The sequence below is a fragment of the Bacillus sp. FSL K6-3176 genome (assembly GCF_038003325.1).
Taxonomy (GTDB): domain Bacteria; phylum Bacillota; class Bacilli; order Bacillales; family Bacillaceae; genus Bacillus; species Bacillus altitudinis.
Map to the genome: position 1 here is coordinate 132,514 of NZ_JBBOOX010000001.1, position 25,144 is coordinate 157,657.

General features: G+C 42.4%; 41 protein-coding genes. All 41 read left to right on the forward strand.

Translation table 11 applies throughout. From position 1 onward, the window contains the following. Window positions 1-127: 127 nt before the first annotated feature. The 41 genes from MHB38_RS00700 to rplM all read left to right on the forward strand — a co-directional run bounded on the left by MHB38_RS00700 (window position 128) and on the right by rplM (window position 25,131). Window positions 128-376: a 50S ribosomal protein L7ae-like protein gene (locus MHB38_RS00700; RefSeq protein ID WP_008345416.1), complete on the forward strand. Its 249-nt coding sequence runs from the start codon at window positions 128-130 to the stop codon at window positions 374-376. A 113-nt stretch (window positions 377-489) separates the two neighbouring features. Continuing rightward, window positions 490-909, forward strand: a complete 420-nt coding sequence (gene rpsL / locus MHB38_RS00705) for a 30S ribosomal protein S12 (protein ID WP_003216962.1) — start codon at window positions 490-492, stop codon at window positions 907-909. 121 nt (window positions 910-1,030) lie between these two features. Then, window positions 1,031-1,501, forward strand: coding sequence for a 30S ribosomal protein S7 (gene rpsG / locus MHB38_RS00710; RefSeq protein WP_003216884.1), 471 nt, complete (start codon window positions 1,031-1,033; stop codon window positions 1,499-1,501). A gap of 54 nt (window positions 1,502-1,555) precedes the next feature. Next, window positions 1,556-3,634 (forward strand): elongation factor G, encoded by a 2,079-nt coding sequence (gene fusA, locus MHB38_RS00715; protein WP_007496301.1) that lies wholly within the window; start codon window positions 1,556-1,558, stop codon window positions 3,632-3,634. Between the two features lie 117 nt (window positions 3,635-3,751). Then, window positions 3,752-4,942: an elongation factor Tu gene (tuf, locus tag MHB38_RS00720; protein WP_007496302.1), complete on the forward strand. Its 1,191-nt coding sequence runs from the start codon at window positions 3,752-3,754 to the stop codon at window positions 4,940-4,942. A gap of 108 nt (window positions 4,943-5,050) precedes the next feature. Next, window positions 5,051-6,010: an alpha/beta fold hydrolase gene (locus tag MHB38_RS00725; RefSeq protein WP_202734059.1), complete on the forward strand. Its 960-nt coding sequence runs from the start codon at window positions 5,051-5,053 to the stop codon at window positions 6,008-6,010. A gap of 218 nt (window positions 6,011-6,228) precedes the next feature. Further along, window positions 6,229-6,537 carry a 30S ribosomal protein S10 gene (rpsJ, locus tag MHB38_RS00730; protein ID WP_003156464.1) on the forward strand — a complete coding sequence of 103 codons (309 nt, stop codon included), beginning with the start codon at window positions 6,229-6,231 and terminating at the stop codon, window positions 6,535-6,537. A gap of 37 nt (window positions 6,538-6,574) precedes the next feature. Next, on the forward strand, window positions 6,575-7,204 hold the full coding sequence (gene rplC, locus MHB38_RS00735) for a 50S ribosomal protein L3 (RefSeq protein WP_007496311.1): 630 nt from the start codon (window positions 6,575-6,577) through the stop codon (window positions 7,202-7,204). A gap of 27 nt (window positions 7,205-7,231) precedes the next feature. After that, entirely contained in the window at window positions 7,232-7,855 is a 624-nt protein-coding gene (rplD, locus tag MHB38_RS00740; RefSeq protein ID WP_007496312.1) for a 50S ribosomal protein L4, read from the forward strand. Continuing rightward, a complete protein-coding gene (rplW, locus tag MHB38_RS00745; protein WP_003217016.1) occupies window positions 7,855-8,142 on the forward strand; it encodes a 50S ribosomal protein L23 in 288 nt (95 codons plus the stop codon). Before rplD ends, rplW begins: the two co-directional genes overlap by 1 nt. A gap of 28 nt (window positions 8,143-8,170) precedes the next feature. Continuing rightward, complete coding sequence (gene rplB / locus MHB38_RS00750) at window positions 8,171-9,004, forward strand: 50S ribosomal protein L2 (RefSeq protein ID WP_007496314.1); 834 nt, start codon at window positions 8,171-8,173, stop codon at window positions 9,002-9,004. A 57-nt stretch (window positions 9,005-9,061) separates the two neighbouring features. Then, window positions 9,062-9,340, forward strand: a complete 279-nt coding sequence (gene rpsS / locus MHB38_RS00755) for a 30S ribosomal protein S19 (protein ID WP_003216920.1) — start codon at window positions 9,062-9,064, stop codon at window positions 9,338-9,340. Window positions 9,341-9,357: 17 nt separating this feature from the next. Next, the gene (gene rplV, locus MHB38_RS00760; RefSeq protein ID WP_007496316.1) at window positions 9,358-9,699 is read left to right on the forward strand and encodes a 50S ribosomal protein L22; all 342 of its coding nucleotides are present in this window, start codon (window positions 9,358-9,360) and stop codon (window positions 9,697-9,699) included. A gap of 3 nt (window positions 9,700-9,702) precedes the next feature. After that, complete coding sequence (rpsC, locus tag MHB38_RS00765; protein WP_003217241.1) at window positions 9,703-10,359, forward strand: 30S ribosomal protein S3; 657 nt, start codon at window positions 9,703-9,705, stop codon at window positions 10,357-10,359. Window position 10,360: 1 nt separating this feature from the next. After that, window positions 10,361-10,795, forward strand: coding sequence for a 50S ribosomal protein L16 (rplP, locus tag MHB38_RS00770; protein ID WP_003225801.1), 435 nt, complete (start codon window positions 10,361-10,363; stop codon window positions 10,793-10,795). Beyond that, on the forward strand, window positions 10,785-10,985 hold the full coding sequence (gene rpmC, locus MHB38_RS00775; RefSeq protein ID WP_003217155.1) for a 50S ribosomal protein L29: 201 nt from the start codon (window positions 10,785-10,787) through the stop codon (window positions 10,983-10,985). Before rplP ends, rpmC begins: the two co-directional genes overlap by 11 nt. Before the next feature lie 25 nt (window positions 10,986-11,010). Further along, complete coding sequence (gene rpsQ, locus MHB38_RS00780; RefSeq protein ID WP_003216906.1) at window positions 11,011-11,274, forward strand: 30S ribosomal protein S17; 264 nt, start codon at window positions 11,011-11,013, stop codon at window positions 11,272-11,274. A gap of 39 nt (window positions 11,275-11,313) precedes the next feature. Beyond that, window positions 11,314-11,682, forward strand: a complete 369-nt coding sequence (gene rplN / locus MHB38_RS00785; RefSeq protein WP_003216882.1) for a 50S ribosomal protein L14 — start codon at window positions 11,314-11,316, stop codon at window positions 11,680-11,682. A 35-nt stretch (window positions 11,683-11,717) separates the two neighbouring features. Next, the gene (gene rplX / locus MHB38_RS00790) at window positions 11,718-12,029 is read left to right on the forward strand and encodes a 50S ribosomal protein L24 (protein WP_007496325.1); all 312 of its coding nucleotides are present in this window, start codon (window positions 11,718-11,720) and stop codon (window positions 12,027-12,029) included. 25 nt (window positions 12,030-12,054) lie between these two features. Beyond that, window positions 12,055-12,594: a 50S ribosomal protein L5 gene (rplE, locus tag MHB38_RS00795; protein WP_003217159.1), complete on the forward strand. Its 540-nt coding sequence runs from the start codon at window positions 12,055-12,057 to the stop codon at window positions 12,592-12,594. A gap of 22 nt (window positions 12,595-12,616) precedes the next feature. Beyond that, window positions 12,617-12,802, forward strand: a complete 186-nt coding sequence (rpsN, locus tag MHB38_RS00800; protein ID WP_008356542.1) for a 30S ribosomal protein S14 — start codon at window positions 12,617-12,619, stop codon at window positions 12,800-12,802. A 31-nt stretch (window positions 12,803-12,833) separates the two neighbouring features. Then, a complete protein-coding gene (gene rpsH, locus MHB38_RS00805) occupies window positions 12,834-13,232 on the forward strand; it encodes a 30S ribosomal protein S8 (RefSeq protein WP_007496327.1) in 399 nt (132 codons plus the stop codon). A gap of 31 nt (window positions 13,233-13,263) precedes the next feature. Further along, window positions 13,264-13,800, forward strand: a complete 537-nt coding sequence (gene rplF, locus MHB38_RS00810) for a 50S ribosomal protein L6 (RefSeq protein WP_008345395.1) — start codon at window positions 13,264-13,266, stop codon at window positions 13,798-13,800. Window positions 13,801-13,832: 32 nt separating this feature from the next. Beyond that, window positions 13,833-14,195, forward strand: a complete 363-nt coding sequence (gene rplR / locus MHB38_RS00815) for a 50S ribosomal protein L18 (RefSeq protein WP_003216951.1) — start codon at window positions 13,833-13,835, stop codon at window positions 14,193-14,195. Between the two features lie 24 nt (window positions 14,196-14,219). After that, window positions 14,220-14,720, forward strand: coding sequence for a 30S ribosomal protein S5 (gene rpsE, locus MHB38_RS00820; RefSeq protein WP_007496332.1), 501 nt, complete (start codon window positions 14,220-14,222; stop codon window positions 14,718-14,720). A 13-nt stretch (window positions 14,721-14,733) separates the two neighbouring features. After that, complete coding sequence (rpmD, locus tag MHB38_RS00825) at window positions 14,734-14,916, forward strand: 50S ribosomal protein L30 (protein WP_003217067.1); 183 nt, start codon at window positions 14,734-14,736, stop codon at window positions 14,914-14,916. A 30-nt stretch (window positions 14,917-14,946) separates the two neighbouring features. Continuing rightward, window positions 14,947-15,387, forward strand: a complete 441-nt coding sequence (gene rplO / locus MHB38_RS00830) for a 50S ribosomal protein L15 (RefSeq protein WP_003216888.1) — start codon at window positions 14,947-14,949, stop codon at window positions 15,385-15,387. A gap of 1 nt (window position 15,388) precedes the next feature. Next, window positions 15,389-16,681 carry a preprotein translocase subunit SecY gene (secY, locus tag MHB38_RS00835; RefSeq protein ID WP_007496334.1) on the forward strand — a complete coding sequence of 431 codons (1,293 nt, stop codon included), beginning with the start codon at window positions 15,389-15,391 and terminating at the stop codon, window positions 16,679-16,681. Window positions 16,682-16,736: 55 nt separating this feature from the next. Further along, complete coding sequence (locus tag MHB38_RS00840; RefSeq protein WP_007496336.1) at window positions 16,737-17,390, forward strand: adenylate kinase; 654 nt, start codon at window positions 16,737-16,739, stop codon at window positions 17,388-17,390. Further along, window positions 17,387-18,133, forward strand: a complete 747-nt coding sequence (gene map, locus MHB38_RS00845) for a type I methionyl aminopeptidase (RefSeq protein WP_007496338.1) — start codon at window positions 17,387-17,389, stop codon at window positions 18,131-18,133. Before MHB38_RS00840 ends, map begins: the two co-directional genes overlap by 4 nt. Window positions 18,134-18,443: 310 nt before the next feature. Then, on the forward strand, window positions 18,444-18,662 hold the full coding sequence (gene infA, locus MHB38_RS00850) for a translation initiation factor IF-1 (RefSeq protein ID WP_003217190.1): 219 nt from the start codon (window positions 18,444-18,446) through the stop codon (window positions 18,660-18,662). A 31-nt stretch (window positions 18,663-18,693) separates the two neighbouring features. After that, entirely contained in the window at window positions 18,694-18,807 is a 114-nt protein-coding gene (gene rpmJ, locus MHB38_RS00855; protein ID WP_003156543.1) for a 50S ribosomal protein L36, read from the forward strand. 21 nt (window positions 18,808-18,828) lie between these two features. Then, on the forward strand, window positions 18,829-19,194 hold the full coding sequence (gene rpsM, locus MHB38_RS00860; RefSeq protein WP_003217023.1) for a 30S ribosomal protein S13: 366 nt from the start codon (window positions 18,829-18,831) through the stop codon (window positions 19,192-19,194). A 20-nt stretch (window positions 19,195-19,214) separates the two neighbouring features. After that, window positions 19,215-19,610 (forward strand): 30S ribosomal protein S11, encoded by a 396-nt coding sequence (rpsK, locus tag MHB38_RS00865; protein WP_003217231.1) that lies wholly within the window; start codon window positions 19,215-19,217, stop codon window positions 19,608-19,610. A gap of 175 nt (window positions 19,611-19,785) precedes the next feature. After that, window positions 19,786-20,730 carry a DNA-directed RNA polymerase subunit alpha gene (locus MHB38_RS00870; protein WP_003217009.1) on the forward strand — a complete coding sequence of 315 codons (945 nt, stop codon included), beginning with the start codon at window positions 19,786-19,788 and terminating at the stop codon, window positions 20,728-20,730. A 75-nt stretch (window positions 20,731-20,805) separates the two neighbouring features. Continuing rightward, window positions 20,806-21,168, forward strand: coding sequence for a 50S ribosomal protein L17 (gene rplQ, locus MHB38_RS00875; RefSeq protein WP_003216944.1), 363 nt, complete (start codon window positions 20,806-20,808; stop codon window positions 21,166-21,168). Window positions 21,169-21,292: 124 nt separating this feature from the next. Further along, complete coding sequence (locus tag MHB38_RS00880) at window positions 21,293-22,135, forward strand: energy-coupling factor ABC transporter ATP-binding protein (protein WP_008345218.1); 843 nt, start codon at window positions 21,293-21,295, stop codon at window positions 22,133-22,135. Further along, on the forward strand, window positions 22,111-22,980 hold the full coding sequence (locus MHB38_RS00885) for an energy-coupling factor ABC transporter ATP-binding protein (protein ID WP_052320839.1): 870 nt from the start codon (window positions 22,111-22,113) through the stop codon (window positions 22,978-22,980). The genes MHB38_RS00880 and MHB38_RS00885 overlap by 25 nt, the downstream gene beginning before the upstream one ends. Continuing rightward, window positions 22,977-23,774 carry an energy-coupling factor transporter transmembrane component T family protein gene (locus tag MHB38_RS00890; protein ID WP_008345215.1) on the forward strand — a complete coding sequence of 266 codons (798 nt, stop codon included), beginning with the start codon at window positions 22,977-22,979 and terminating at the stop codon, window positions 23,772-23,774. The genes MHB38_RS00885 and MHB38_RS00890 overlap by 4 nt, the downstream gene beginning before the upstream one ends. Window positions 23,775-23,785: 11 nt before the next feature. Further along, complete coding sequence (gene truA, locus MHB38_RS00895) at window positions 23,786-24,529, forward strand: tRNA pseudouridine(38-40) synthase TruA (RefSeq protein ID WP_046526523.1); 744 nt, start codon at window positions 23,786-23,788, stop codon at window positions 24,527-24,529. A gap of 164 nt (window positions 24,530-24,693) precedes the next feature. Continuing rightward, a complete protein-coding gene (rplM, locus tag MHB38_RS00900; protein WP_003217042.1) occupies window positions 24,694-25,131 on the forward strand; it encodes a 50S ribosomal protein L13 in 438 nt (145 codons plus the stop codon). The last annotated feature ends 13 nt before the right edge of the window (window positions 25,132-25,144 follow it).

Consider the following 25,144-nt stretch of genomic DNA (forward strand, 5'->3'; position numbering starts at 1 on the left):
ATAAAAATCATCAAAAAATGGTGAAGGATGTCAAGATAATCTGTCAAACGATATTGACATCCTTCTGCCATGATGATAATATAACCAAGGTGCTCAAAATAAAACCTGTTACTTTGGAGGATATTCGATGTCTTATGATAAAGTATCACAGGCTCAATCCATTATTATTGGTACGAAGCAAACAGTAAAAGCTCTGAAACGAGATTCAGTGAAGGAAATCGTCGTAGCGAAAGATGCTGATCCTGCTTTAACCGCTAGTGTAATGAAACTAGCGCAAGAGAAGGGTGTAGACATTTTAGTGGTAGATTCCATGAAAAAGCTCGGCAAGGCCTGCGGAATTGAAGTTGGGGCAGCAGCTGTTGCCATTATGTTATAGCGTACTTGTTTTGTTTTTGCATGCTTAAAATGCAAAAGCATTGTTTTTTGCCTTTTGATGAACCACCTGGGTATGTGGGTTATAAAAAAAGTAATGAAGGGAGGAATAACAACATGCCTACAATTAATCAGCTAATACGCAAAGGACGCGTGAGTAAAGTTGAAAACTCAAAGTCTCCTGCACTTAACAAAGGATACAACAGTTTCAAAAAAGAGCACACTAACGTAACATCTCCACAGAAGCGCGGGGTTTGTACTCGTGTCGGTACAATGACACCGAAAAAACCAAACTCAGCACTACGTAAATATGCTCGTGTACGTTTGTCTAACCTGATTGAGGTAACAGCTTACATTCCTGGTATCGGACATAACCTACAAGAGCACAGTGTAGTACTTATCCGTGGCGGACGTGTAAAAGACTTACCGGGTGTACGTTACCACATCGTTCGTGGTGCGCTTGATACTGCCGGAGTTGACGGTCGTATGCAAGGACGTTCTAAATACGGAACAAAACGCCCTAAACAAAGCAAATAATATAAACAAACATAAGGGTTTTTAGAAGTTGAGTTCAGTTCAGTGGAGTCAGGCAGCTGACAATGAAATTGAGATGAAAGACAGATAGAAATCCTTTTAAAAGAGAAGGGAGGCTATTCAGATGCCACGTAAAGGTCCTGTAGCAAAAAGAGACGTTTTGCCAGATCCAATTTACAATTCTAAACTTGTATCTCGTTTGATCAACAAAATGATGATCGACGGTAAAAGAGGAAAGTCACAAACTATTCTCTACAAGTCATTTGATATCATCAAAGAACGTACTGGTAATGAAGCGATGGAGGTTTTCGAACAAGCCTTGAAAAACATCATGCCAGTTCTTGAAGTTAAAGCACGTCGTGTAGGTGGAGCTAACTACCAAGTTCCTGTAGAAGTTCGCCCAGACCGTCGTACGACTTTAGGTCTTCGCTGGTTAGTAAACTACGCTCGTCTTCGTGGAGAAAAAACGATGGAAGAGCGTCTTGCTAACGAAATCCTTGACGCAGCTAACAACACTGGTGCTGCTGTTAAGAAACGTGAAGATACACACAAAATGGCAGAAGCGAACAAAGCATTCGCTCACTACCGCTGGTAGGATTTATACCAAACTAAAAAAACTATTCCCTAATAAGGAAGGAGAAATTACCCAATGGCAAGAGAGTTCTCCTTAGACAAAACTCGTAATATTGGTATCATGGCTCACATCGATGCCGGTAAAACGACAACGACTGAGCGTATCTTGTACTACACTGGTCGTATCCATAAAATTGGTGAAACTCACGAAGGAGCTTCACAAATGGACTGGATGGAGCAGGAGCAAGAACGTGGTATTACAATCACTTCTGCTGCTACTACAGCACAATGGAAAGGTTACCGTGTAAACATCATTGATACACCAGGACACGTAGACTTCACTGTTGAAGTTGAACGTTCTTTGCGTGTACTTGATGGTGCGGTTGCTGTTCTTGATGCACAATCAGGTGTAGAGCCTCAAACTGAAACAGTTTGGCGCCAAGCAACAACTTACGGAGTACCTCGTATCGTATTCGTTAACAAAATGGATAAAACCGGTGCGGACTTCCTTTACTCTGTAAGCACATTAAGAGATCGTCTTCAAGCGAACGCTCATGCAATTCAATTGCCGATCGGCGCTGAAGATCAATTCGAAGGAATCATCGACCTTGTAGAAAACGTAGCATACTTCTACGAAGATGACCTTGGAACTCGCTCTGATGCACAAGAAATCCCTGCTGAGTATAAAGACAAAGCTGAAGAGCTTCGCAGCAGCTTAATTGAAGCTGTCGCTGAGCTTGATGAAGAGCTTATGGAAAAATACCTTGAGGGTGAAGAAATCACAATTCCTGAATTGAAAGCTGCAATCCGTAAAGGAACTTTGAATGTTGAATTCTACCCAGTTCTTGTTGGATCTGCTTTCAAAAACAAAGGTGTTCAGCTTGTACTTGACGCTGTGCTTGACTACCTTCCTGCACCAACTGATGTTGCTGCAATCAAAGGTACATTGCCAGATACAAATGAAGAGGTTGTACGTGAGTCTACTGATGACGCACCATTCGCAGCTCTTGCATTTAAAGTTATGACTGACCCTTATGTTGGGAAACTAACTTTCTTCCGCGTATACTCTGGAACACTTGATTCTGGTTCTTACGTGAAGAACTCTTCTAAGAACAAGCGTGAGCGTGTTGGACGTATCCTTCAAATGCACGCAAACAGCCGTGAAGAAATCTCTACTGTATATGCAGGGGATATCGCAGCAGCTGTTGGTCTTAAAGATACATCTACTGGTGATACTCTTTGTGACGAGAAAAATCTTGTTATCCTTGAGTCTATGGAATTCCCAGAGCCAGTTATCGATGTAGCAATCGAGCCTAAATCTAAGGCTGACCAAGATAAAATGGGTATCGCTTTAGCTAAACTAGCTGAAGAGGATCCAACATTCCGTACACAAACAAACACTGAAACTGGTCAAACGATCATCTCTGGTATGGGTGAGCTTCACCTTGATATCATTGTTGACCGTATGAAGCGTGAGTTCAAGGTTGAAGCTAACGTAGGAGCTCCTCAAGTTGCGTACCGTGAAACATTCCGTTCTAGTGCAAAAGTTGAAGGTAAATTCGTACGTCAGTCTGGTGGACGCGGTCAGTTCGGACACGTTTGGATCGAATTCGAACCAAACGAAGAAGGCGCAGGCTTCGAATTCACAAATGCAATCGTCGGTGGGGTTGTTCCACGTGAATACATTCCAGCAATTCAAGCAGGTCTTGAAGATTCACTAGAAAATGGTGTATTAGCTGGATTCCCATTAATCGACATCAAAGCAAAATTATTCGATGGATCTTACCACGATGTTGACTCTAACGAAATGGCGTTTAAAATTGCTGCATCTATGGCATTGAAAAATGCTGTCAGCAAATGTAACCCAGTTCTACTTGAGCCAATGATGAAAGTAGAAGTCGTTATCCCAGAAGAATACATGGGAGACATCATGGGTGATATCACATCTCGTCGTGGACGTGTAGAAGGTATGGAAGCTCGCGGTAACGCTCAAGTTGTTCGCGCTATGGTTCCACTTTCTGAAATGTTCGGATATGCAACTGCACTCCGTTCTAACACACAAGGACGCGGTACTTTCACTATGCACATGGATCACTACGAAGAAGTGCCTAAGAGCATCAGTGAAGAAATCATCAAAAAAAATAAAGGTGAATAATTGATTTTGCCTTTAAACTAAAGTATAACTACTATTGAAGATCAGAAAGTGGGAGGTAACTCTTCACTTTCTATCACTCATACCAAATACAATGAACCTTTAAGGAGGATTTTTAGAATGGCTAAAGAAAAATTCGACCGTTCCAAATCGCATGCTAACATTGGTACAATTGGACACGTTGACCATGGTAAAACAACTCTAACTGCTGCTATCTCAACAGTTCTTCATAAGAAATCTGGTAAAGGTACAGCTATGGCTTATGACCAAATCGATGGTGCTCCAGAAGAGCGCGAGCGTGGAATCACAATCTCAACTGCACACGTTGAGTATGAAACTGAAACTCGTCACTATGCACACGTAGACTGCCCAGGACACGCTGACTATGTTAAAAACATGATCACTGGTGCTGCTCAAATGGACGGCGCGATCTTAGTAGTATCTGCTGCTGATGGTCCAATGCCACAAACACGTGAGCACATCCTACTTTCTCGTAACGTAGGTGTTCCTTACATCGTAGTATTCCTTAACAAATGTGACATGGTTGACGATGAAGAGTTACTTGAACTTGTTGAAATGGAAGTTCGTGACCTTCTTTCTGACTATGACTTCCCTGGTGACGATGTACCAGTTATCAAAGGTTCTGCTCTTAAAGCTCTTGAAGGTGATGCTGATTACGAAGCAAAAATCTTCGAACTTATGGATGCGGTTGATGAGTACATCCCAACTCCAGAGCGTGACACTGAGAAGCCATTCATGATGCCAGTTGAGGACGTATTCTCAATCACTGGTCGTGGAACAGTTGCTACTGGTCGTGTTGAGCGTGGACAAGTTAAAGTCGGTGACGAAGTTGAAATCATCGGTCTTCAAGAAGAAAACGGTAAAACAACTGTTACAGGTGTTGAAATGTTCCGTAAACTTCTTGACTATGCTGAAGCTGGTGACAACATCGGTGCACTACTTCGTGGTGTATCTCGTGAAGATATCCAACGTGGTCAAGTACTTGCTAAACCAGGTACAATCACTCCACATAGCCGTTTCAAAGCTGAAGTTTATGTACTTTCTAAAGAAGAGGGTGGACGTCATACTCCATTCTTCACTAACTACCGTCCGCAGTTCTACTTCCGTACAACTGACGTAACTGGTATCGTACATCTTCCAGAAGGTACTGAAATGGTAATGCCTGGCGATAACACTGAGATGGAAGTTGAACTTATCTCTACTATCGCTATCGAAGAAGGAACTCGTTTCTCTATCCGTGAGGGTGGACGTACTGTAGGTTCTGGCGTCGTTTCTACTATCATTAAGTAATAACAGTTAAAAGAGACTCCTTGCAAAAGGGTCTCTTTTTTTGCTTTTCCAGTGCATAACGGCTACTATAAGCTATAGAATCTAAATGGAACCGAGAGGATCACTGGAATGGCGAAGACAATGTTGAAAAAGTGGCTGATTGGCGGGCTTGATCAATGGATTATGATAAAAGAAGATCAAGCGAAAAAAATAAAACCTGTTTTATTATTTTTACACGGTGGCCCAGGCTCAGCTCAAATGAGTTATATCGATTCCTTTCATAAGGAACTTGATCAAGACTTCACTGTTGTTCATTGGGACCAGCGTGGTGCAGGACTGTCTTATCAAAAAAACATTCCTGAGTCTTCTATGACCATTGGGCAATTCATAGAGGATACGATTGAGCTTACAGAAAAACTACTTTCCTATACTGATCAAGCGAAAATATACATTGCAGGTTATTCATGGGGATCATTAATCGCCATACAAGCTGTACATAAACGCCCAGATTTGTATCATGCCTATTATGGAATTAGTCAGGTGGTTGATGTATTAAAAGAGGATATTGTATCGTACGAACTTCTTCTAAAAAAATATCAAGGCAAGCATTTCTTCACTAGATGTCTAAGATTGCTGACACCACCCCCTTGGAAACGCACCTCTGCTCATGCTTTATTCTCACTATATAAAGAGTTCGCAAAAGTAGGGCTCACGCATAGGTGGAAGCCCATTTTTCAAATGCTGTATGCATTTCTCGTTAGTAAGCATTATCAGCTAAAAGATAAGTGGAAATTCCTTATGGGACAGAAGTATAGCCAGGATTTGCTGTGGGACGAGCTGATGAACGAAAGCATTCAATACCGAGTTTCTTCTATATTAATACCCTGCTACTTTATCATCGGGGAACATGACATGATTACACCAGCTGCTGTATCAAAACCATATGTTGATCAACTTACAGCACCAATAAAAGAGTGGTTTACTTTTAAAAAATCTGCGCATTCTCCGCATATTGAAGAGCCAGAAGAATTTATTCGTATCGTCAGGAAGACAGCTACACATCATCTTCAGGGAAAGCTTGATTTATAGGCTGAACCCCTGTATAATATGAAAAGTGTGCAAATCATAAATTTATCCGATTTATTATTGCAACACGCAGGCCAATTTGGTACAATAGTGCATGTTGGTCTTTGACTGCGATGAAGTGAGAGGTTGCTGACACACCCGGCCGCTTTGCCATGGCAAGGTGATCAGGTTTTTCTCACGGAGAACTGTCTAACGTAAGTAGGCGAAAAGGAGGGAAAATAATGGCAAAACAAAAAATTCGTATTCGTTTAAAAGCATATGATCATAGAATTCTTGATCAATCTGCTGAGAAGATTGTTGAAACGGCTAAGCGTTCTGGTGCTAGTGTATCTGGTCCAATTCCGCTTCCAACTGAAAAATCAGTTTACACAATCCTTCGTGCGGTGCATAAGTACAAAGATTCTCGTGAGCAATTCGAGATGCGTACTCACAAACGTCTAATCGACATCGTGAATCCAACTCCGCAAACAGTTGATGCACTTATGCGTTTAGATTTACCATCCGGTGTAGATATCGAAATCAAACTTTAATTCAAATAGAAAACACATATTATAGGAGGTGTGACGAATGACCAAAGGAATCTTAGGTAGAAAAATTGGTATGACGCAAGTATTCGCAGAAAACGGTGATCTTATCCCTGTAACTGTTGTTGAGGCTGCTGCTAACGTTGTTCTTCAGAAGAAGACTACTGACACGGATGGCTATGAAGCAATCCAAATCGGTTTTGACGACAAACGTGAGAAGCTTTCTAACAAACCAGAGAAAGGCCACGTTGCTAAAGCGGAAACTGCTCCTAAGCGCTTCGTAAAAGAATTACGCGGTGTGGAGTTAGATGCGTATGAAGTTGGTCAGGAAGTCAAAGTTGATATTTTCGCAAATGGAGATATCGTAGATGTAACAGGAACATCAAAAGGTAAAGGATTCCAAGGGGCTATCAAACGCCACGGACAATCACGCGGACCAATGACTCACGGTTCACGTTACCACCGTCGTCCTGGTTCAATGGGACCTGTTGATCCAAACCGAGTATTCAAAGGTAAACTTCTTCCAGGACGTATGGGCGGAGAGCAAATCACTGTCCAAAATCTTGAGATCGTTAAAGTTGATGCAGAACGCAATCTTCTTTTGATCAAAGGTAACGTACCAGGAGCTAAAAAATCTCTAGTAACTGTAAAGAGTGCAGTTAAAACTAAATAACTCTCTTAGGAAAGGAGGAAACAAGTCATGCCAAAAGTAGCATTATTTAACCAAAACGGTTCTACTAACGGTGAAATCGAATTAAACGCTTCTGTGTTTGGAATTGAGCCAAACGAAAGCGTAGTATTCGATGCTATTCTTATGCAAAGAGCTTCCTTACGTCAAGGAACTCACAAAGTAAAAACTCGTTCTGAAGTACGTGGCGGAGGTCGTAAACCTTGGAGACAGAAGGGTACAGGTCGTGCTCGTCAAGGTTCTATCCGTTCACCACAATGGCGCGGAGGCGGTATCGTATTCGGTCCAACACCACGCAGCTATTCTTATAAATTACCTAAAAAAGTTCGCCGCTTGGCTATCAAGTCAGTATTGTCTTCTAAAGTAATCGACAACAACATCATCGTTCTTGAAGATCTTACTCTTGATGCAGTGAAAACGAAAGAATTCGCAGGCATCCTTAAAGGGTTATCTGTTGAGAAGAAAGCGTTGATCGTCACTGCGGATGCAAACGAAACAGTTGCTTTATCTGCTCGTAACATCCCTGGAGTAACAGTTGTTGAAGCTAACGGTATCAACGTTCTTGACGTTGTCAACCACGACAAACTTCTGATCACTAAAGCAGCGGTTGAAAAAGTAGAGGAGGGACTTGCATAATGAAAGATCCTCGTGATGTTCTAAAGCGCCCTATCATTACTGAACGTTCTGCTGATCTAATGACAGAGAAGAAGTACACGTTCGAAGTTGATGTCAGAGCTAACAAGACAGAAGTGAAAGACGCTGTTGAAGAAATCTTTGGAGTGAAAGTTGAGAAAGTCAACGTTCAAAACTACAAAGGTAAATCAAAACGCGTTGGACGCTACACTGGTATGACTAGCCGTCGCAGAAAAGCGATCGTGAAATTAACTGCTGACAGCAAAGAAATCGAAATTTTTGAAGCGTAAATCTTAAAAAGAAGGAGGGAAATTCAAAATGGCGATTAAAAAGTATAAACCAACCAGTAATGGTCGTCGTGGCATGACTACTTCAGATTTTGCTGAAATCACGACTGACAAACCAGAAAAATCGTTGCTTGCACCGCTTCATAGAAAAGGCGGACGTAACAACCAAGGTAGATTGACTGTTCGTCATCAAGGTGGCGGTCATAAACGTCAATACCGTATCATCGACTTTAAGCGTGATAAAGACGGTATACCTGGACGCGTTGCTACAATCGAGTATGATCCAAACCGTTCAGCGAACATCGCTCTTGTAAACTATGCAGATGGTGAGAAACGTTACATTCTTGCTCCGAAAGGAATCCAAGTTGGTACTGAAGTTACTTCTGGACCAGAAGCTGACATCAAACCAGGTAATGCTCTTCCACTTATCAACATCCCAGTTGGTACAGTTGTGCATAACATTGAATTAAAACCAGGTAAAGGTGGACAATTAGTTCGTTCTGCTGGTACTTCTGCTCAAGTTCTAGGTAAAGAAGGTAAATACGTTCTTGTACGATTGAACTCTGGTGAAGTACGCATGATCCTTTCTGCTTGCCGTGCGACTATCGGTCAAGTTGGAAACGAACAACACGAACTAATCAACATCGGTAAAGCTGGACGTTCTCGCTGGAAAGGCGTACGCCCAACAGTTCGTGGTTCTGTAATGAACCCTAACGATCACCCACACGGCGGTGGTGAAGGACGCGCTCCAATCGGACGTAAATCACCAATGTCTCCATGGGGTAAACCGACTCTTGGATTCAAGACTCGTAAGAAAACCAACAAGTCTGATAAATTCATTGTACGTCGTCGTAAAAACAAGTAACGGGGTTGTCTACGGTTCATTTAGGACCGTAGTTCAATCACGAAGGGAGGTTCCACAATGGCTCGCAGCTTAAAAAAAGGACCATTTGTTGATGATCATTTGATGGCTAAAGTCGAGAAATTGAATGAAACTGACAAAAAGCAAGTCGTAAAAACTTGGTCTCGTCGTTCTACAATTTTCCCACAATTCATCGGTCACACAATCGCTGTCTATGACGGACGCAAACATGTACCTGTTTTCATTTCTGAAGATATGGTAGGTCACAAATTGGGCGAATTCGCACCAAGCCGTACTTACAAAGGTCATGCTAGTGACGATAAAAAAACAAGACGCTAATGAGAGGAGGCTTTTAAATGCAAGCTAAAGCTGTCGCAAGAACAGTCCGTATTGCTCCTCGTAAAGCACGTCTAGTAATGGACCTGATCCGAGGTAAGCAAGTAGGAGAAGCAGTTTCTATCTTAAACCTTACACCTAAGGCTGCTTCACCAATTATTGAAAAAGTATTAAAATCTGCTATCGCAAATGCTGAGCACAACTACGAGTTGGACGCTAACAGCCTAGTGATTACTCAAGCATTCGTTGACGAAGGTCCAACACTTAAGAGATTCCGTCCACGTGCTATGGGTCGTGCGAGCGCAATTAACAAACGTACTAGCCACATTACAATCGTTGTATCAGAAAAGAAGGAGGGATAATCCGTGGGTCAAAAGGTAAATCCAGTAGGTCTTCGTATTGGCGTCATTCGTGATTGGGAATCTAAATGGTTCGCAGGAAAAGATTACGCTGACTTCTTACATGAAGACTTGAAAATCCGTGAATTCATCAGCAAGCGTTTGTCTGACGCGTCTGTTTCTAAAGTAGAAATCGAACGTGCTGCAAACCGCGTAAATATCACAATCCACACGGCTAAACCAGGTATGGTAATTGGTAAAGGCGGATCTGAAGTTGAAGCACTTCGTAAAGCTCTTAACAGCCTAACTGGCAAACGTGTACACATCAACATTCTTGAAATCAAGAGAGCAGATCTTGATGCTCAGCTAGTTGCTGAAAACATCGCTCGTCAACTTGAAAATCGTATTTCATTCCGTCGTGCACAAAAACAAACAATCCAACGCACAATGCGTGCTGGAGCACAAGGAATCAAAACAATGGTTTCTGGTCGTCTTGGCGGTGCAGATATTGCTCGTTCTGAATATTACAGTGAAGGTACTGTTCCATTGCACACACTTCGTGCTGACATCGACTATGCTACTGCTGAAGCTGATACTACTTATGGTAAGCTTGGCGTAAAAGTATGGATCTATCGTGGAGAAGTCCTTCCAACTAAGAAGAATACTGCGGAAGGAGGAAAATAATATGTTATTGCCAAAACGCGTGAAGTATCGCAGAGAACATCGTGGAAAAATGCGTGGTCGTGCAAAAGGCGGTACTGAAGTACATTTCGGTGAGTTCGGTATCCAAGCTCTTGAAGCTTCTTGGATCACTAACCGTCAAATCGAAGCTGCTCGTATTGCTATGACTCGTTACATGAAACGTGGCGGTAAAGTTTGGATCAAAATTTTCCCTTCTAAGCCATACACAGCTAAACCTCTAGAGGTCCGCATGGGTTCCGGTAAAGGTGCTCCAGAAGGCTGGGTAGCTGTAGTAAAACCGGGCAAAGTTTTATTTGAAATTTCTGGTGTGTCTGAAGAAGTTGCTCGTGAAGCTCTTCGTCTTGCATCTCACAAATTGCCAATTAAAACGAAGTTCGTAAAACGTGAAGAAATTGGTGGTGAATCAAATGAAAGCTAATGAAATTCGTGACCTTACCACTGCTGAAATTGAACAAAAAGTAAAGTCTCTTAAAGAAGAACTTTTCAATCTTCGTTTCCAATTAGCGACTGGGCAGCTTGAAAACACTGCTCGCATTCGTGAAGTGCGTAAATCAATCGCACGCATGAAAACTGTGATTCGTCAAAGAGAAATCGCTGCTAATAAATAATAATTAGAGGGGAGGCCCCGCAAACATGAGCGAACGTAACCAACGTAAAGTGTATCAAGGTCGTGTTGTTTCTGACAAAATGGATAAAACCATCACTGTTGTAGTTGAAACATACAAAAAGCATTCACTTTATGGCAAACGTGTAAGATACTCTAAAAAGTTCAAAGCACATGATGAAAACAACCAAGCAAAAATCGGAGACATCGTAAAGGTCATGGAAACTCGTCCATTATCTGCGACTAAACGCTTTCGTCTAGTTGAAGTTGTCGAAGAAGCTGTTATTATCTAATAAAGTTCGGATTTCTTTTTCCGAAGGGAGGTAACATTAATGATTCAACAGGAGACTCGTTTAAAAGTAGCTGACAACTCTGGCGCACGCGAAGTACTAACGATTAAAGTTCTTGGTGGCTCTGGACGTAAAACGGCTAACATCGGTGATGTCATTGTTTGTACGGTTAAACAAGCAACACCAGGAGGCGTTGTCAAAAAAGGTGAAGTTGTGAAAGCAGTTATCGTTCGTACTAAGAGCGGAGCTCGCAGAAACGATGGATCTTACATCAGTTTTGATGAAAATGCATGTGTCATCATCCGTGACGACAAGAGCCCACGTGGAACTCGTATCTTCGGACCAGTAGCACGTGAACTTCGTGAAAATAACTATATGAAAATTGTTTCTTTAGCACCAGAAGTACTTTAATGAATACAATCCGCGACTCAAGGAGGTGCGATTAAATGCATGTTAAAAAGGGCGATAAAGTAGTGGTTATCTCTGGTAAAGATAAAGGTAAACAAGGTGTCATCCTTGCTGCTTTCCCTAAAAAGGACCGTGTTTTAGTAGAAGGTATTAACCTTGTGAAAAAACACTCTAAACCAACCCAAGCTAACCCTCAAGGCGGAATTTCTGAACAAGAAGCGCCGATCCACGTATCAAACGTAATGCCGCTTGATCCTAAAACGGGTGAAGTGACACGTATTGGATATAAAGTTGAGGACGGAAAGAAAGTCCGTGTAGCGAAAAAATCTGGGCAAGTTCTAGATAAATAGTAAATAAGGAAGGGAGGTCTTTCTCATGAACCGCCTTAAAGAAAAGTATGTAAAAGAAATTACACCTGCATTAGTTTCTAAGTTTGAATACAAATCAGTAATGCAAGTGCCAAAAATCGAAAAAATCGTGATCAACATGGGTGTTGGTGACGCCGTTCAAAACGCTAAAGCAATCGATACTGCTGTTGAAGAATTAACGTTTATCGCTGGTCAAAAACCTGTCGTTACTCGTGCGAAGAAGTCTATTGCTGGATTCCGTCTACGTGAAGGAATGCCAATCGGTGCGAAAGTAACACTTCGCGGAGAGCGCATGTACGATTTCCTTGATAAACTTATTTCTGTATCTTTACCACGTGTACGTGACTTCCGCGGGATTTCTAAGAAATCTTTCGACGGTCGTGGAAACTACACGCTTGGTATTAAAGAACAGTTAATCTTCCCAGAAATTGATTACGATAAAGTAACAAAAGTCCGCGGTATGGATATCGTTATCGTTACGACTGCCAACACGGACGAAGAAGCACGTGAGTTATTAACTCAAGTAGGTATGCCGTTCCAGAAATAATCAATGAAAGGGAGGCGAAATCGTGGCTAAAAAGTCTATGATTGCGAAACAACAACGCAAACAAAAGTTTAAAGTTCAAGAGTATACGCGCTGCGAACGTTGTGGACGTCCACATTCAGTAATTCGCAAGTTTAAACTTTGCCGTATTTGTTTCCGCGAACTTGCATATAAAGGACAAATTCCTGGCGTTAAAAAAGCCAGCTGGTAATCCCCATAAATGGGAAGGAGGTTATTAAATAATGGTTATGACAGATCCGATTGCAGATTTGCTGACTCGTATTCGCAATGCGAACATGGTACGTCATGAGAAGCTAGAAGTACCGGCTTCAAAAATCAAAAGAGAAATTGCTGAAATCTTAAAGCGTGAAGGTTTTATCCGTGACGTTGAGTACGTCGAAGACAGCAAACAAGGAATTATCCGTTTGTTCCTTAAATACGGCCAAAACAACGAACGTGTTATCACTGGTCTTAAAAGAATCAGTAAACCTGGTTTACGCGTATATGCGAAATCAAATGAAGTACCACGTGTACTTAACGGACTTGGAATCGCAATTATTTCTACATCACAAGGTGTTTTATCGGACAAAGAAGCCCGTGCTAAACAAGCTGGTGGAGAAGTACTTGCTTACGTATGGTAAAAAAAGTTTAAGATGAATGGAGGTGCTTGGTATGTCTCGTATAGGTAAAAAGCTAATCGAGATCCCTTCAGGAGTAACTGTGACAAACAACGATAACACAGTGACAGTAAAGGGACCAAAAGGTGAACTAACTCGTGCATTTCACCCTGATATGGAAATTAAAATTGAGGACAACGTCTTAACTGTAAGCCGTCCGTCTGAAAATAAAGAACACCGTGCATTACATGGTACAACACGTAGCTTAATTGCAAACATGGTTGAAGGTGTATCTAAAGGTTTCGAAAGAGGTTTAGAACTAATCGGTGTCGGTTACCGTGCAGCTAAATCTGGAAACAAACTTGTTCTTAACGTTGGATACTCTCACCCAGTTGAAATCGTTCCTGAGGCTGGAGTTGAAGTAGAAGTTCCATCTCAAACGAAAGTAATCGTTAAAGGTATCGATAAAGAGCGTGTAGGAGCTCTAGCTTCTAACATCCGCGCTGTCCGTGCTCCAGAGCCTTACAAAGGTAAAGGAATTCGTTACGAAGGTGAATTCGTTCGCCGTAAAGAAGGAAAAACTGGTAAGTAAGATCGCTTAATGTGAAGAAAGGAGTGACTCGGATGATTACGAAAACTAGCAAAAACGCTACTCGTCTTAAAAGACACGCTCGTGTTCGTGCGAAACTTTCAGGTACTGCTGAAAGACCTCGCCTTAACGTTTTCCGTTCTAACAAGAACATCTACGCTCAAGTAATTGATGATGTTAACGGTGTAACACTTGTAAGTGCTTCTACTCTTGATAAAGAGTTAAAGATCGAGAATAGTTCTGACGCTGCAGCTGCTACTAAAGTTGGCGAACTTGTTGCAAAACGTGCTGTTGAAAAAGGCATCTCTAACGTGGTATTTGACCGCGGAGGATACTTATATCATGGACGTGTAAAAGCTCTAGCTGAAGCTGCTCGTGAGGCTGGACTTAAATTTTAATAAAAGAAGGAGGGACACATCCGAATGAGTCGTATTGACCCAAGCAAATTAGAGTTAGAAGAACGCTTAGTTACGGTTAACCGGGTAGCGAAAGTTGTTAAAGGTGGACGTCGTTTCCGTTTTGCAGCTTTAGTTGTTGTCGGTGACAAAAACGGTCATGTAGGATTCGGTACTGGTAAAGCGCAAGAAGTACCAGAAGCGATCCGCAAAGCTGTTGAAGACGCGAAAAAGAATTTAATTGAAGTACCAATGGTTGGAACTACAATTCCACATGAAATCATCGGTCGATTCGGTGCAGGAAACGTTCTATTGAAGCCTGCTTCAGAAGGTACAGGAGTTATCGCTGGAGGCCCAGTGCGTGCGGTACTTGAGCTTGCTGGTCTAGCTGATATCCTTTCTAAATCTCTAGGTTCTAATACACCGATCAACATGATCCGCGCAACACTTCAAGGTTTAAGTGAACTTAAACGTGCTGAAGATGTAGCGAAGCTTCGTGGAAAATCTGTAGAAGACCTGTTAGGATAAGGAGGGAACAATAATGGCAAATAAATTAGAAATTACCCTCAAACGCAGTGTAATCGGTCGCCCAGAAGATCAGCGTGTCACTGTTCGTACTCTTGGTCTAAAGAAAACAAACCAAACAGTCGTACATGAAGACAATGCAGCGATCCGCGGCATGATTAACAAGGTGTCTCATTTAGTTTCTGTTAAAGAACAATAAAACATTTTTAATCGATAAGGAGGTGCCCAAATGAAACTTCATGAATTGAAGCCTTCAGAAGGTTCACGTAAAGTACGCAACCGTGTTGGTCGTGGTATTGGATCAGGTAACGGTAAAACTTCTGGTAAAGGTCATAAAGGTCAAAACGCTCGTTCTGGCGGCGGTGTACGCCCTGGATTCGAAGGTGGTCAAATGCCTTTATTCCAACGCCTTCCAAAACGTGGTTTTACAAACATCAACCGTAAAGATTACGCGGTAATCAACTTAGACAGATTAAACAGTTTTGACGAAGGAACGGAAGTCACTCCTGAACTTCTTCTAGAGACTGGTGCAATAAGCAAGTTAAAAGCAGGAGTAAAAATTCTTGGCAACGGTAAATTAGAAAAAAAATTAACTGTAAAAGCCAATAAATTCTCTGCTTCTGCTAAAGAAGCGATTGAAGCTGCTGGCGGTACAGCCGAGGTGATCTAACTTGTTTAAGACAATCTCCAATTTTATGCGTGTGAAAGATATACGGAATAAGATTATATTTACACTTTTAATGTTAGTCGTCTTTCGTATAGGTGCTTTCATCCCTGTGCCTAATGTGAACGCCGAAGTTCTCCAGGCACAGGATCAAATGAGTGTTTTCGGAATCCTCAACACGTTTGGGGGCGGGGCACTTTTCCAATTCTCCATTCTTGCAATGGGGATTATGCCGTATATCACTGCTTCGATCATCATCCAGCTCTTGCAGATGGATGTTGTACCGAAGTTTACTGAGTGGTCAAAGCAAGGAGAGGTTGGCCGCCGAAAATTAGCACAATTCACAAGGTATTTTACAATTGTTCTAGGATTTATCCAGGCGTTAGGAATGTCATATGGATTTAACAATATGGCAGGAGGCATGCTGATTGAAAACCCAGGTGTTTCAACGTATCTCTTAATTGCGGTCGTACTCACTGCGGGAACAGCATTTTTAATGTGGCTGGGAGAGCAGATTACTGCTCACGGTGTTGGTAACGGTATTTCGATTATTATCTTTGCCGGTATCATCGCAGGTATCCCTCAAACATTAAAGCAAGTGTACGCTCAGCAATTTGTAGGTGGAGATGGACAGCTGTTCATGCAAATCCTGAAAATTGCCCTTATTGTGATTGCTATTCTTGTCATTGTTATCGGTGTTATTTACATTCAAATGGCAGTGAGAAAGATTGCGATTCAATATTCAAAAGGAACTGGCCGTGCACAAATGTCTGCTAGTCAAGCAACGCACCTTCCATTGAAAGTGAATCCAGCAGGGGTGATTCCAGTCATCTTTGCCGTTTCGTTCATTATTACTCCGCAGACGATCGCATCGTTCTTCGGAACAAATAATGTGACAACCTGGATAACTAACAACTTTGACTATACTAAGCCAATCGGTATGACGATTTATGTAGCACTGATTGTTGCTTTCACATATTTTTATGCCTTTGTCCAAGTAAACCCTGAACAAATGGCTGAAAATCTGCAAAAGCAGGGTGGCTATATCCCGGGAGTTCGTCCAGGGAAAATGACTCAAGATAGAATTACGAGCATTTTGTACCGACTCACGTTTGTGGGCGCCATTTTCTTAGCCGTGATTTCAATACTTCCTATCTTTTTCATTCAATTCGCTGGATTACCTTCCGCTGCACAAATTGGCGGCACAAGTCTTCTCATTGTTGTAGGTGTTGCACTTGAAACAATGAAACAGCTTGAAAGCCAATTAGTGAAACGAAACTACCGTGGATTTATGAAATAAAACAGAGGGCTGGGCTCCTGCCCAACCTCTCTAAGTAAGGAAGGGGAAATCCGAAATGAACTTAGTCTTAATGGGGCTTCCGGGTGCTGGTAAAGGCACTCAGGCAGAACGAATTGTTGATGATTATGGGATCCCTCATATCTCAACAGGAGATATGTTCCGTGCTGCTATGAAAGAGGAGACACAACTTGGACTCGAAGCAAAATCCTTTATCGATAAAGGAGAGCTTGTTCCTGATGAGGTCACAATCGGTATTGTTAGAGAAAGACTTGGCAAGAATGATTGTGAACAAGGTTTTCTTCTGGACGGATTTCCGCGAACTGTCGCTCAGGCTGAAGCTTTAGAAGACATTCTAAAGGACCTTGGCAGAACGATTGATTATGTCATTAATATTAAAGTCGATAAAGATGCTTTGATGGAGCGTCTGACTGGCCGAAGAATTTGCAAAGATTGCGGAGCAACATATCATTTAGTATTTAATCCACCTGCGAAAGAAAATGTTTGTGACAAGTGTGGAGGCGAGCTTTATCAACGTGCAGATGATAATGCAGAAACCGTTTCGACAAGACTTGAAGTGAACTTAAAGCAGACTGAACCTTTACTGAATTTCTATTCAGAAAAAGGATATCTTGCAAACATTGATGGTGCGAAGCACATTAACGATGTTTACGCTGATATCAAGGACCTGCTTGGGGGATTAAATAAATGATTATCTGTAAAACTCCTCGCGAGCTTGAGATTATGAGAGAAGCTGGACGCATTGTCGCACTGACTCATGAAGAGCTGAAGAAACACATAAAACCAGGTATTTCGACAAAAGAATTGGATCAAATTGCCGAACGTTTTATTACAAAGCAGGGTGCAATCCCATCTTTTAAAGGGTATAATGGTTTTCGCGGGAGCATTTGCGTTTCGGTGAATGAAGAACTCGTTCACGGTATTCCTGGTAAACGGGTTTTACGTGATGGAGACATCATTAGTATCGATATCGGCGCAAAGTTAAATGGCTATCATGGTGACTCTGCTTGGACTTATCCAGTTGGGGTAATCAGTGATGAGGACCGCAAACTACTGGAAGTCACAGAGGAATCTCTATATAAGGGCTTACAGGAAGCAAAGCCAGGTGAACGTCTGTCAAACATTTCCCATGCCATACAAACGTATGTTGAAGGTGAGAATTTCTCAGTTGTTAGAGAATATGTTGGACATGGGGTCGGACAGGATCTTCATGAGGACCCTCAAATTCCTCATTATGGTCCGCCGAACAAAGGCCCACGGCTCAAACCTGGAATGGTGTTGGCCATCGAACCGATGGTGAACGCAGGCAGCCGATATGTGAAAACACTGGCTGATAACTGGACGGTTGTAACGGTTGATGGGAAAAAGTGTGCTCACTTTGAGCATACGATTGCGATTACAGATACAGGTTTTGATATACTGACTAAGATTTAGGTCTTCACTGAAGCCTTTCAGGCCCAAATCGGGCAGGTTGTCTGTATAGTCCAAGGAAAGAACAAGATCAGTATACAGTTGTCATCGGCGTGTTCGATGGCTGCCATGTACTAATCGCAGACGGAGAAAAGCGTAAATTCATTCTCCTAAGAAAAAATATCAATCATTTAACCTTTTATGATTGCGTATCTCCGGAAGTTCAGAACAGTATATTCAAAACAGGTCGGGTGATAGATGGACAATTGAGAACATCTCATTTGGACATTTATCAGAGAGCAAGTTACTGATTTGAAGAAGGGAGAACACTTGAATGGCGAAAGACGATGTAATTGAAGTGGAAGGTACTGTAGCAGAAACTTTGCCAAATGCAATGTTCAAAGTTGAACTAGAGAATGGTCATACAGTTTTGGCTCATGTATCAGGAAAAATCCGTATGCACTTCATTCGCATTTTACCTGGAGACAAAGTTACGGTAGAATTATCTCCATATGACTTAACTCGTGGTAGAATTACGTACCGTTACAAATAAAGCAACTCCGGAAGAAGGAGGTTGGAAACACATGAAAGTGAGACCATCTGTTAAACCTATCTGTGAAAAATGTAAAGTGATTCGCAGAAAAGGAAAAGTAATGGTGATCTGTGAAAACCCAAAACATAAACAAAAACAAGGCTAATAACAAGGAGGTGCCCAAATCATGGCTCGTATTGCTGGTGTAGATATTCCACGTGATAAGCGTGTTGTCATTTCTTTAACATATGTTTTTGGAATTGGTCGTACGACGGCTCAACAAGTCCTTAAAGAAGCAGGTGTTTCTGAAGACACTCGCGTTCGCGATCTAACTGAAGACGAACTAGGTAAAATCCGTGATATCATTGACAAACTTAAAGTAGAAGGTGACCTTCGTCGTGAAGTTTCACTTAACATTAAGCGTCTAATTGAAATCGGAAGCTACCGCGGAATCCGTCATCGTAGAGGACTTCCTGTTCGTGGACAAAACACAAAAAACAACGCGCGCACTCGTAAAGGTCCGCGTCGTACTGTAGCTAACAAGAAAAAATAAGTAAAGGAGGTAGTTAAAGAATGGCTGCTGCTCGTAAACAAAATACGCGTAAACGTCGCGTGAAAAAGAATATTGAAGCTGGAATCGCTCATATCCGTTCCACTTTCAACAACACGATTGTAACGATTACTGATGTTCATGGAAACGCAATTTCTTGGTCAAGTGCTGGTGCATTAGGATTCAGAGGTTCTCGTAAATCTACTCCTTTCGCTGCACAAATGGCTGCTGAAACTGCTGCTAAAGGTTCTATCGAACATGGTCTTAAAACACTTGAAGTAACTGTTAAAGGTCCTGGTTCTGGTCGTGAAGCTGCAATTCGTGCGCTTCAAGCTGCAGGTCTTGAAGTTACTGCAATCAGAGACGTAACTCCAGTTCCTCATAACGGATGCCGTCCACCAAAACGTCGCCGCGTGTAATTTGTTTGTATAGATTTTGTGTCCCTGTCAATAATGGGTTATGATACAGTTATTTATGAGACGAATACACGACTCGTTGCCTGAGCACATACGGGACTAAACAATGAGGAATTTCGGATGGAATCTCATATGATTCTATTCGAGGTTTCGACGTTTTGAAGGAGGGTTTTATTAGATGATCGAAATTGAAAAACCAAAAATCGAAACGGTTGAAATCAGCGACGATGCCAAGTATGGCAAGTTTGTCGTAGAGCCACTTGAGCGTGGATATGGTACCACTTTAGGGAACTCCCTTCGTCGTATCCTTTTATCCTCACTTCCTGGTGCAGCTGTAACATCGATCCAGATAGATGGTGTCTTACACGAATTCTCAACGATCGAAGGCGTGGTTGAAGATGTTACAACGATTATCTTAAACATTAAAAAGCTTGCACTCAAAATCTACTCTGAAGAAGAGAAGACGCTTGAAATTGATGTACAAGATGAAGGAACTGTAACAGCTGCTGATATTACACACGACAGCGATATTGAAATCTTAAATCCAGATCTTCACATCGCAACTCTTGGCAAAAATGCGAGCTTCCGTGTTCGTTTGACTGCACAAAGAGGTCGCGGGTATAATCCTGCTGATGCAAACAAAAGAGACGATCAGCCTATCGGCGTGATTCCGATCGACTCAATCTATACACCTGTATCTCGTGTAACTTATCAAGTGGAGAACACCCGTGTTGGGCAAATCACAAACTATGATAAATTAACACTAGATGTATGGACTGATGGAAGCACAGGACCGAAAGAAGCGATCGCTCTAGGTTCTAAGATTTTAACTGAACACCTAAATATTTTCGTTGGGTTAACTGACGAAGCTCAGCATGCAGAAATCATGGTTGAAAAAGAAGAAGACCAAAAAGAAAAAGTGCTTGAAATGACAATTGAAGAGCTTGATCTTTCTGTTCGTTCTTACAACTGTTTGAAGCGTGCGGGTATTAACACTGTTCAAGAGCTTGCTAACAAGACAGAAGAGGATATGATGAAAGTTCGTAACCTTGGACGTAAATCTCTTGAAGAAGTGAAAGCGAAACTAGAAGAACTTGGACTGGGTCTTCGTAAAGACGATTGACTAGTTTCATTGTGAACTAGGATTTTCGTGTGTTTTTTATTCATACAGCATCTCTAATTAAGGAGGGGACATCACATGGCATACAGAAAGCTAGGACGCACTAGTGCACAACGTAAAGCAATGCTTCGTGACCTAACGACTGATTTGATCATCAACGAACGCATCGAAACAACTGAAACACGTGCGAAAGAACTTCGCTCTGTAGTTGAAAAAATGATCACTCTTGGCAAACGCGGAGATCTTCATGCTCGCCGTCAAGCTGCAGCTTACATTCGTAACGAAGTAGCTAACGCTGAAACAAACCAAGATGCACTTCAAAAATTATTCGCTGACGTTGCAACTCGCTACGAAGATCGCCAAGGTGGATACACTCGTATCATGAAGCTTGGACCTCGTCGCGGCGATGGCGCACCAATGGCTGTCATTGAATTAGTTTAATCACATATCGTGTATCTAAGAAAGGGCGGGACAGTTCATAACTGGATCTATGCCCTTTTTTAGATACTACGGCTTTTTAGCAACAGGCAAAGTAGAGGTTGAGCTGAGAGGAGGTCCGGTAGAGATGGAGAAGACATTAATTGACGTAAAAGACATTGTATTTCGTTATCACAAAGATGCGGACAAGCCCGCTTTAGACCAAGTGTCATTGCATGTGAATCAAAATGAATGGCTTGCCATTGTTGGCCACAACGGTTCAGGTAAATCCACACTTGCCCGTGTACTGAATGGGCTCATTTTACCGGATGCAGGAACGGTCAAGGTTGGTGAGATTGAGCTGAAAGAAGAAAGTGTTTGGGATATTCGCAAAAAGGTCGGCATGGTCTTTCAAAACCCAGACAACCAATTTGTTGGCTCAACGGTTCGTGATGATGTGGCTTTTGGTTTAGAAAATAACGGGGTTGAGCGGGAATTGATGATAGAGCGTGTAGATTGGGCTGTCAAACAGGTCAATATGCAGGAGTTTCTTGATCAAGAGCCGCACCATCTATCAGGCGGGCAAAAGCAGAGAGTAGCGATCGCTGGTGTACTTGCCGCAAGCCCTGACATCATGATCTTGGATGAAGCAACATCAATGCTTGATCCGATTGGCCGTGAAGAAGTGTTAGAAACCGTCAGACTGCTGAAGGAACAAGGAACGGTCACGGTCATTTCCATCACACATGATTTAGACGAGGCTGCGAAGGCAGACCGCGTTATTGTGATGAATGGCGGGAAGAAATTTGCCGAGGGAACACCAGAGGAAGTATTTGAACTAGATGAACAGCTGGTTCAGATTGGACTTGATCTGCCATTTTCCTACCGGTTGAGTAAGCAATTGAAGCAGCAAGGTGTGCCGCTTGCAAATGCCCATTTGACACAAGAAGGATTGGTGAAAGAGCTATGGACATTACGATCAAAGAATTAGAGCATCGTTATCAAATGAAAACGCCGTTTGAGCGTCTCGCTTTGTATGATGTCAATGCTTCCATCAAAGAAGGCAGCTATGTTGCTGTCATTGGTCATACGGGTTCTGGCAAGTCGACATTGCTGCAACATTTAAATGGACTGCTCAAACCAACAAAAGGGAGCATTGCGCTTGGAGATACGGTCTTACAAGCCAATAAGAAGCAGAAGGAACTGAAATCTCTTCGCAAAAAGGTAGGTATCGTGTTTCAGTTTCCTGAACATCAGCTCTTTGAGGAGACGATTCTGAAGGATATCTGTTTTGGTCCGATGAACTTCGGCGTTCCAAAAGAAAAGGCAGAAGCCAAGGCTAAAGAGATGCTGAAGCTTGTAGGCCTTCCTGAATCCTTGTTATCTCGATCACCCTTTGAATTAAGCGGTGGTCAAATGAGACGTGTGGCGATTGCAGGTGTACTAGCGATGGAGCCAGAAGTGCTTGTGCTTGACGAGCCGACTGCGGGATTAGATCCACGCGGACGTAAAGAAATCATGGACATGTTCTATGAGCTTCATCAAAAAGCCAACCTGACGACGATCCTTGTGACACACAGTATGGAAGATGCCGCTCATTATGCGGATCAAATGATTGTGATGCACAAAGGAACAGTGAAGGCGACAGGTACGCCGAGGGAGCTATTTGCCAATCGTACCGACATGTCTTCTTTCGGACTGGACCTCCCGGAAACGATAAAATTCCAGCAGGCTGTCGAAGAAAAGCTTGGGATGACGTTTCCGAGACCGCTTCTGACCATGGATGAAATGGCAGAAGCCTTAACAGCTTTATATCAGGGGGACACGACATCATGATGGATAGTATGATTATCGGCAAATATGTGCCGGGTACATCTTTTGTCCATCGTCTTGATCCAAGGACAAAGCTGTTATCAATTTTCTTTTTTGTCTTTATTGTCTTTTTTGCGAATAACTACATCACTTACGGGCTTTTAGGTGTCTTCACTATTCTTGTGGTGATGGTGTCTCAGGTGCCGCTGTACTTTATTCTCAAAGGAATGAAACCCATCCTTTGGATTGTTCTGTTTACCTTTATTCTGCATATCTTCATGACAAAGGATGGCGCTTTGCTCTTTCACTTTGGTTTTCTGAATATTTATGAAGAAGGTCTAAAACAGGGGATTTTCATTTCACTCCGTTTTGTCTATCTCATCATGATGACAACACTTCTTACGTTGACCACAACACCTATTGAAGTGACAGACGGTATGGAGAAGTTGCTGCATCCTTTCCGTAAAATCAAGCTGCCTGTTCATGAGCTTGCTCTTATGATGTCTATCTCTCTTCGATTTATTCCGACTTTACTCGAAGAAACAGACAAAATCATGAAAGCCCAAATGGCAAGAGGTGTTGATTTTACAAGCGGACCCGTGAAAGATCGTTTAAAAGCGATTGTTCCATTGCTTGTCCCGCTTTTCGTCAGTGCGTTTAAGCGTGCGGAGGAATTGGCGACCGCTATGGAAGCGAGAGGCTACCGCGGGGGAGAAGGGCGTACGAAATACCGTCAGCTTGTCTGGGGCATGAAAGACACGTTCACGTTGCTTTTATTCATCCTGTTAACAGCACTCCTTGTGCTGCTTAGAAATTAGGTGATGCCTAGATGAAAGTAAAATGTACCGTATCATACGATGGGACACATTTTAAAGGGTATCAAGTGCAACCAGGACAGCGAACCATTCAGACGGAGATTGAATCTGCCCTTGCTAGAATGCATAAACAAGACGAACTGATTCCGATTGTGGCTTCTGGCCGGACAGACAGTGGTGTTCATGCAAAGGGGCAGGTCATCCATTTCGACACCCCGCTTGCCATCCCGATGGAAAGATGGCCTTTTGCCCTTAATAGTCTCCTGCCTGATGACATCAGGGTTCTAAAGGCTGAGAAAGTGAATGAATCGTTTCATGCACGTTTTAGTGTCGTTTCGAAGGAGTACCGTTATAGGGTCTCAACGGAAACGCACCAAAATGTGTTTACGAGACAGTATGCCTGTCACTATCCTTACCCGTTGGATGTCGACAAAATGAGAGAAGCTGCTGGGCACCTCATTGGCACACACGATTTCACAAGCTTTTGTGCGGCCAATACAGAGGTTCAAGACAAGGTGAGGGAGATTTACGCCCTTGAGTGGAAAAACGTCTCAGACGGGCTTGAAATGCGTGTGAGAGGGAATGGCTTTTTATACAACATGGTGCGAATTATAGCAGGCACGTTACTTGAAATTGGTTCTGGTAAATTTCACCCTGAGGAGATAAAAGCCATGCTTGCCGCCCGAAATCGCGAAGCGGCAGGCAAGACTGCGCCCAGTCACGGACTGTATTTATGGGAAGTTTTCTATGACAACTAAACCAGGTGTAACATGTTCTTGACACAGGAAGCAGAAAGTTATAAGATATCATATGGTATGTATTTCAACCCCACAAATAAGCCCCGGAAGACTTATCTGTGTTTTGAAATAGAACGTAGCATTTGATTCAGGAAAATTCATTGATTTATTTAGGAGGGAAACTCATGCGTACAACACCAATGGCGAACGCAAGCACAATTGAGCGCAAATGGCTAGTGGTTGATGCGGCAGGTAAGACTCTAGGTCGTCTTTCTACTGAAGTAGCATCACTTTTGCGCGGTAAGCACAAACCAACTTATACACCACACGTTGACACAGGTGATCACGTGATCATCATCAATGCTGAGAAAATTGAATTAACAGGTAAGAAATTGACGGACAAAATTTACTACCGTCATACGATGCACCCAGGTGGTTTGAAACAAAGAACTGCTCTTGAGATGCGTACAAACTACCCTGAAAAAATGTTGGAGCTTGCTATCAAAGGTATGCTTCCAAAGGGTCCACTAGGTCGTCAAATGTTCAAAAAATTAAATGTGTACCGTGGTTCTGAGCATCCACATCAAGCACAACAACCTGAAGTTTACGAACTTCGCGGTTAATTATAAGGGAGGT

Bases quoted from the DNA above. Each gene is read 5' to 3' on its own strand.
- MHB38_RS00700 (WP_008345416.1), top strand. From the start codon at position 128: ATGTCTTATGATAAAGTATCACAGGCTCAATCCATTATTATTGGTACG.
- rpsL (WP_003216962.1), top strand. From the start codon at position 490: ATGCCTACAATTAATCAGCTAATACGCAAAGGACGCGTGAGTAAAGTT.
- rpsG (WP_003216884.1), top strand. From the start codon at position 1,031: ATGCCACGTAAAGGTCCTGTAGCAAAAAGAGACGTTTTGCCAGATCCA.
- fusA (WP_007496301.1), top strand. From the start codon at position 1,556: ATGGCAAGAGAGTTCTCCTTAGACAAAACTCGTAATATTGGTATCATG.
- tuf (WP_007496302.1), top strand. From the start codon at position 3,752: ATGGCTAAAGAAAAATTCGACCGTTCCAAATCGCATGCTAACATTGGT.
- MHB38_RS00725 (WP_202734059.1), top strand. From the start codon at position 5,051: ATGGCGAAGACAATGTTGAAAAAGTGGCTGATTGGCGGGCTTGATCAA.
- rpsJ (WP_003156464.1), top strand. From the start codon at position 6,229: ATGGCAAAACAAAAAATTCGTATTCGTTTAAAAGCATATGATCATAGA.
- rplC (WP_007496311.1), top strand. From the start codon at position 6,575: ATGACCAAAGGAATCTTAGGTAGAAAAATTGGTATGACGCAAGTATTC.
- rplD (WP_007496312.1), top strand. From the start codon at position 7,232: ATGCCAAAAGTAGCATTATTTAACCAAAACGGTTCTACTAACGGTGAA.
- rplW (WP_003217016.1), top strand. From the start codon at position 7,855: ATGAAAGATCCTCGTGATGTTCTAAAGCGCCCTATCATTACTGAACGT.
- rplB (WP_007496314.1), top strand. From the start codon at position 8,171: ATGGCGATTAAAAAGTATAAACCAACCAGTAATGGTCGTCGTGGCATG.
- rpsS (WP_003216920.1), top strand. From the start codon at position 9,062: ATGGCTCGCAGCTTAAAAAAAGGACCATTTGTTGATGATCATTTGATG.
- rplV (WP_007496316.1), top strand. From the start codon at position 9,358: ATGCAAGCTAAAGCTGTCGCAAGAACAGTCCGTATTGCTCCTCGTAAA.
- rplP (WP_003225801.1), top strand. From the start codon at position 10,361: ATGTTATTGCCAAAACGCGTGAAGTATCGCAGAGAACATCGTGGAAAA.
- rpmC (WP_003217155.1), top strand. From the start codon at position 10,785: ATGAAAGCTAATGAAATTCGTGACCTTACCACTGCTGAAATTGAACAA.
- rpsQ (WP_003216906.1), top strand. From the start codon at position 11,011: ATGAGCGAACGTAACCAACGTAAAGTGTATCAAGGTCGTGTTGTTTCT.
- rplN (WP_003216882.1), top strand. From the start codon at position 11,314: ATGATTCAACAGGAGACTCGTTTAAAAGTAGCTGACAACTCTGGCGCA.
- rplX (WP_007496325.1), top strand. From the start codon at position 11,718: ATGCATGTTAAAAAGGGCGATAAAGTAGTGGTTATCTCTGGTAAAGAT.
- rplE (WP_003217159.1), top strand. From the start codon at position 12,055: ATGAACCGCCTTAAAGAAAAGTATGTAAAAGAAATTACACCTGCATTA.
- rpsH (WP_007496327.1), top strand. From the start codon at position 12,834: ATGGTTATGACAGATCCGATTGCAGATTTGCTGACTCGTATTCGCAAT.
- rplF (WP_008345395.1), top strand. From the start codon at position 13,264: ATGTCTCGTATAGGTAAAAAGCTAATCGAGATCCCTTCAGGAGTAACT.
- rplR (WP_003216951.1), top strand. From the start codon at position 13,833: ATGATTACGAAAACTAGCAAAAACGCTACTCGTCTTAAAAGACACGCT.
- rpsE (WP_007496332.1), top strand. From the start codon at position 14,220: ATGAGTCGTATTGACCCAAGCAAATTAGAGTTAGAAGAACGCTTAGTT.
- rpmD (WP_003217067.1), top strand. From the start codon at position 14,734: ATGGCAAATAAATTAGAAATTACCCTCAAACGCAGTGTAATCGGTCGC.
- rplO (WP_003216888.1), top strand. From the start codon at position 14,947: ATGAAACTTCATGAATTGAAGCCTTCAGAAGGTTCACGTAAAGTACGC.
- MHB38_RS00840 (WP_007496336.1), top strand. From the start codon at position 16,737: ATGAACTTAGTCTTAATGGGGCTTCCGGGTGCTGGTAAAGGCACTCAG.
- map (WP_007496338.1), top strand. From the start codon at position 17,387: ATGATTATCTGTAAAACTCCTCGCGAGCTTGAGATTATGAGAGAAGCT.
- infA (WP_003217190.1), top strand. From the start codon at position 18,444: ATGGCGAAAGACGATGTAATTGAAGTGGAAGGTACTGTAGCAGAAACT.
- rpmJ (WP_003156543.1), top strand. From the start codon at position 18,694: ATGAAAGTGAGACCATCTGTTAAACCTATCTGTGAAAAATGTAAAGTG.
- rpsM (WP_003217023.1), top strand. From the start codon at position 18,829: ATGGCTCGTATTGCTGGTGTAGATATTCCACGTGATAAGCGTGTTGTC.
- rpsK (WP_003217231.1), top strand. From the start codon at position 19,215: ATGGCTGCTGCTCGTAAACAAAATACGCGTAAACGTCGCGTGAAAAAG.
- MHB38_RS00870 (WP_003217009.1), top strand. From the start codon at position 19,786: ATGATCGAAATTGAAAAACCAAAAATCGAAACGGTTGAAATCAGCGAC.
- rplQ (WP_003216944.1), top strand. From the start codon at position 20,806: ATGGCATACAGAAAGCTAGGACGCACTAGTGCACAACGTAAAGCAATG.
- MHB38_RS00880 (WP_008345218.1), top strand. From the start codon at position 21,293: ATGGAGAAGACATTAATTGACGTAAAAGACATTGTATTTCGTTATCAC.
- MHB38_RS00885 (WP_052320839.1), top strand. From the start codon at position 22,111: ATGGACATTACGATCAAAGAATTAGAGCATCGTTATCAAATGAAAACG.
- MHB38_RS00890 (WP_008345215.1), top strand. From the start codon at position 22,977: ATGATGGATAGTATGATTATCGGCAAATATGTGCCGGGTACATCTTTT.
- truA (WP_046526523.1), top strand. From the start codon at position 23,786: ATGAAAGTAAAATGTACCGTATCATACGATGGGACACATTTTAAAGGG.
- rplM (WP_003217042.1), top strand. From the start codon at position 24,694: ATGCGTACAACACCAATGGCGAACGCAAGCACAATTGAGCGCAAATGG.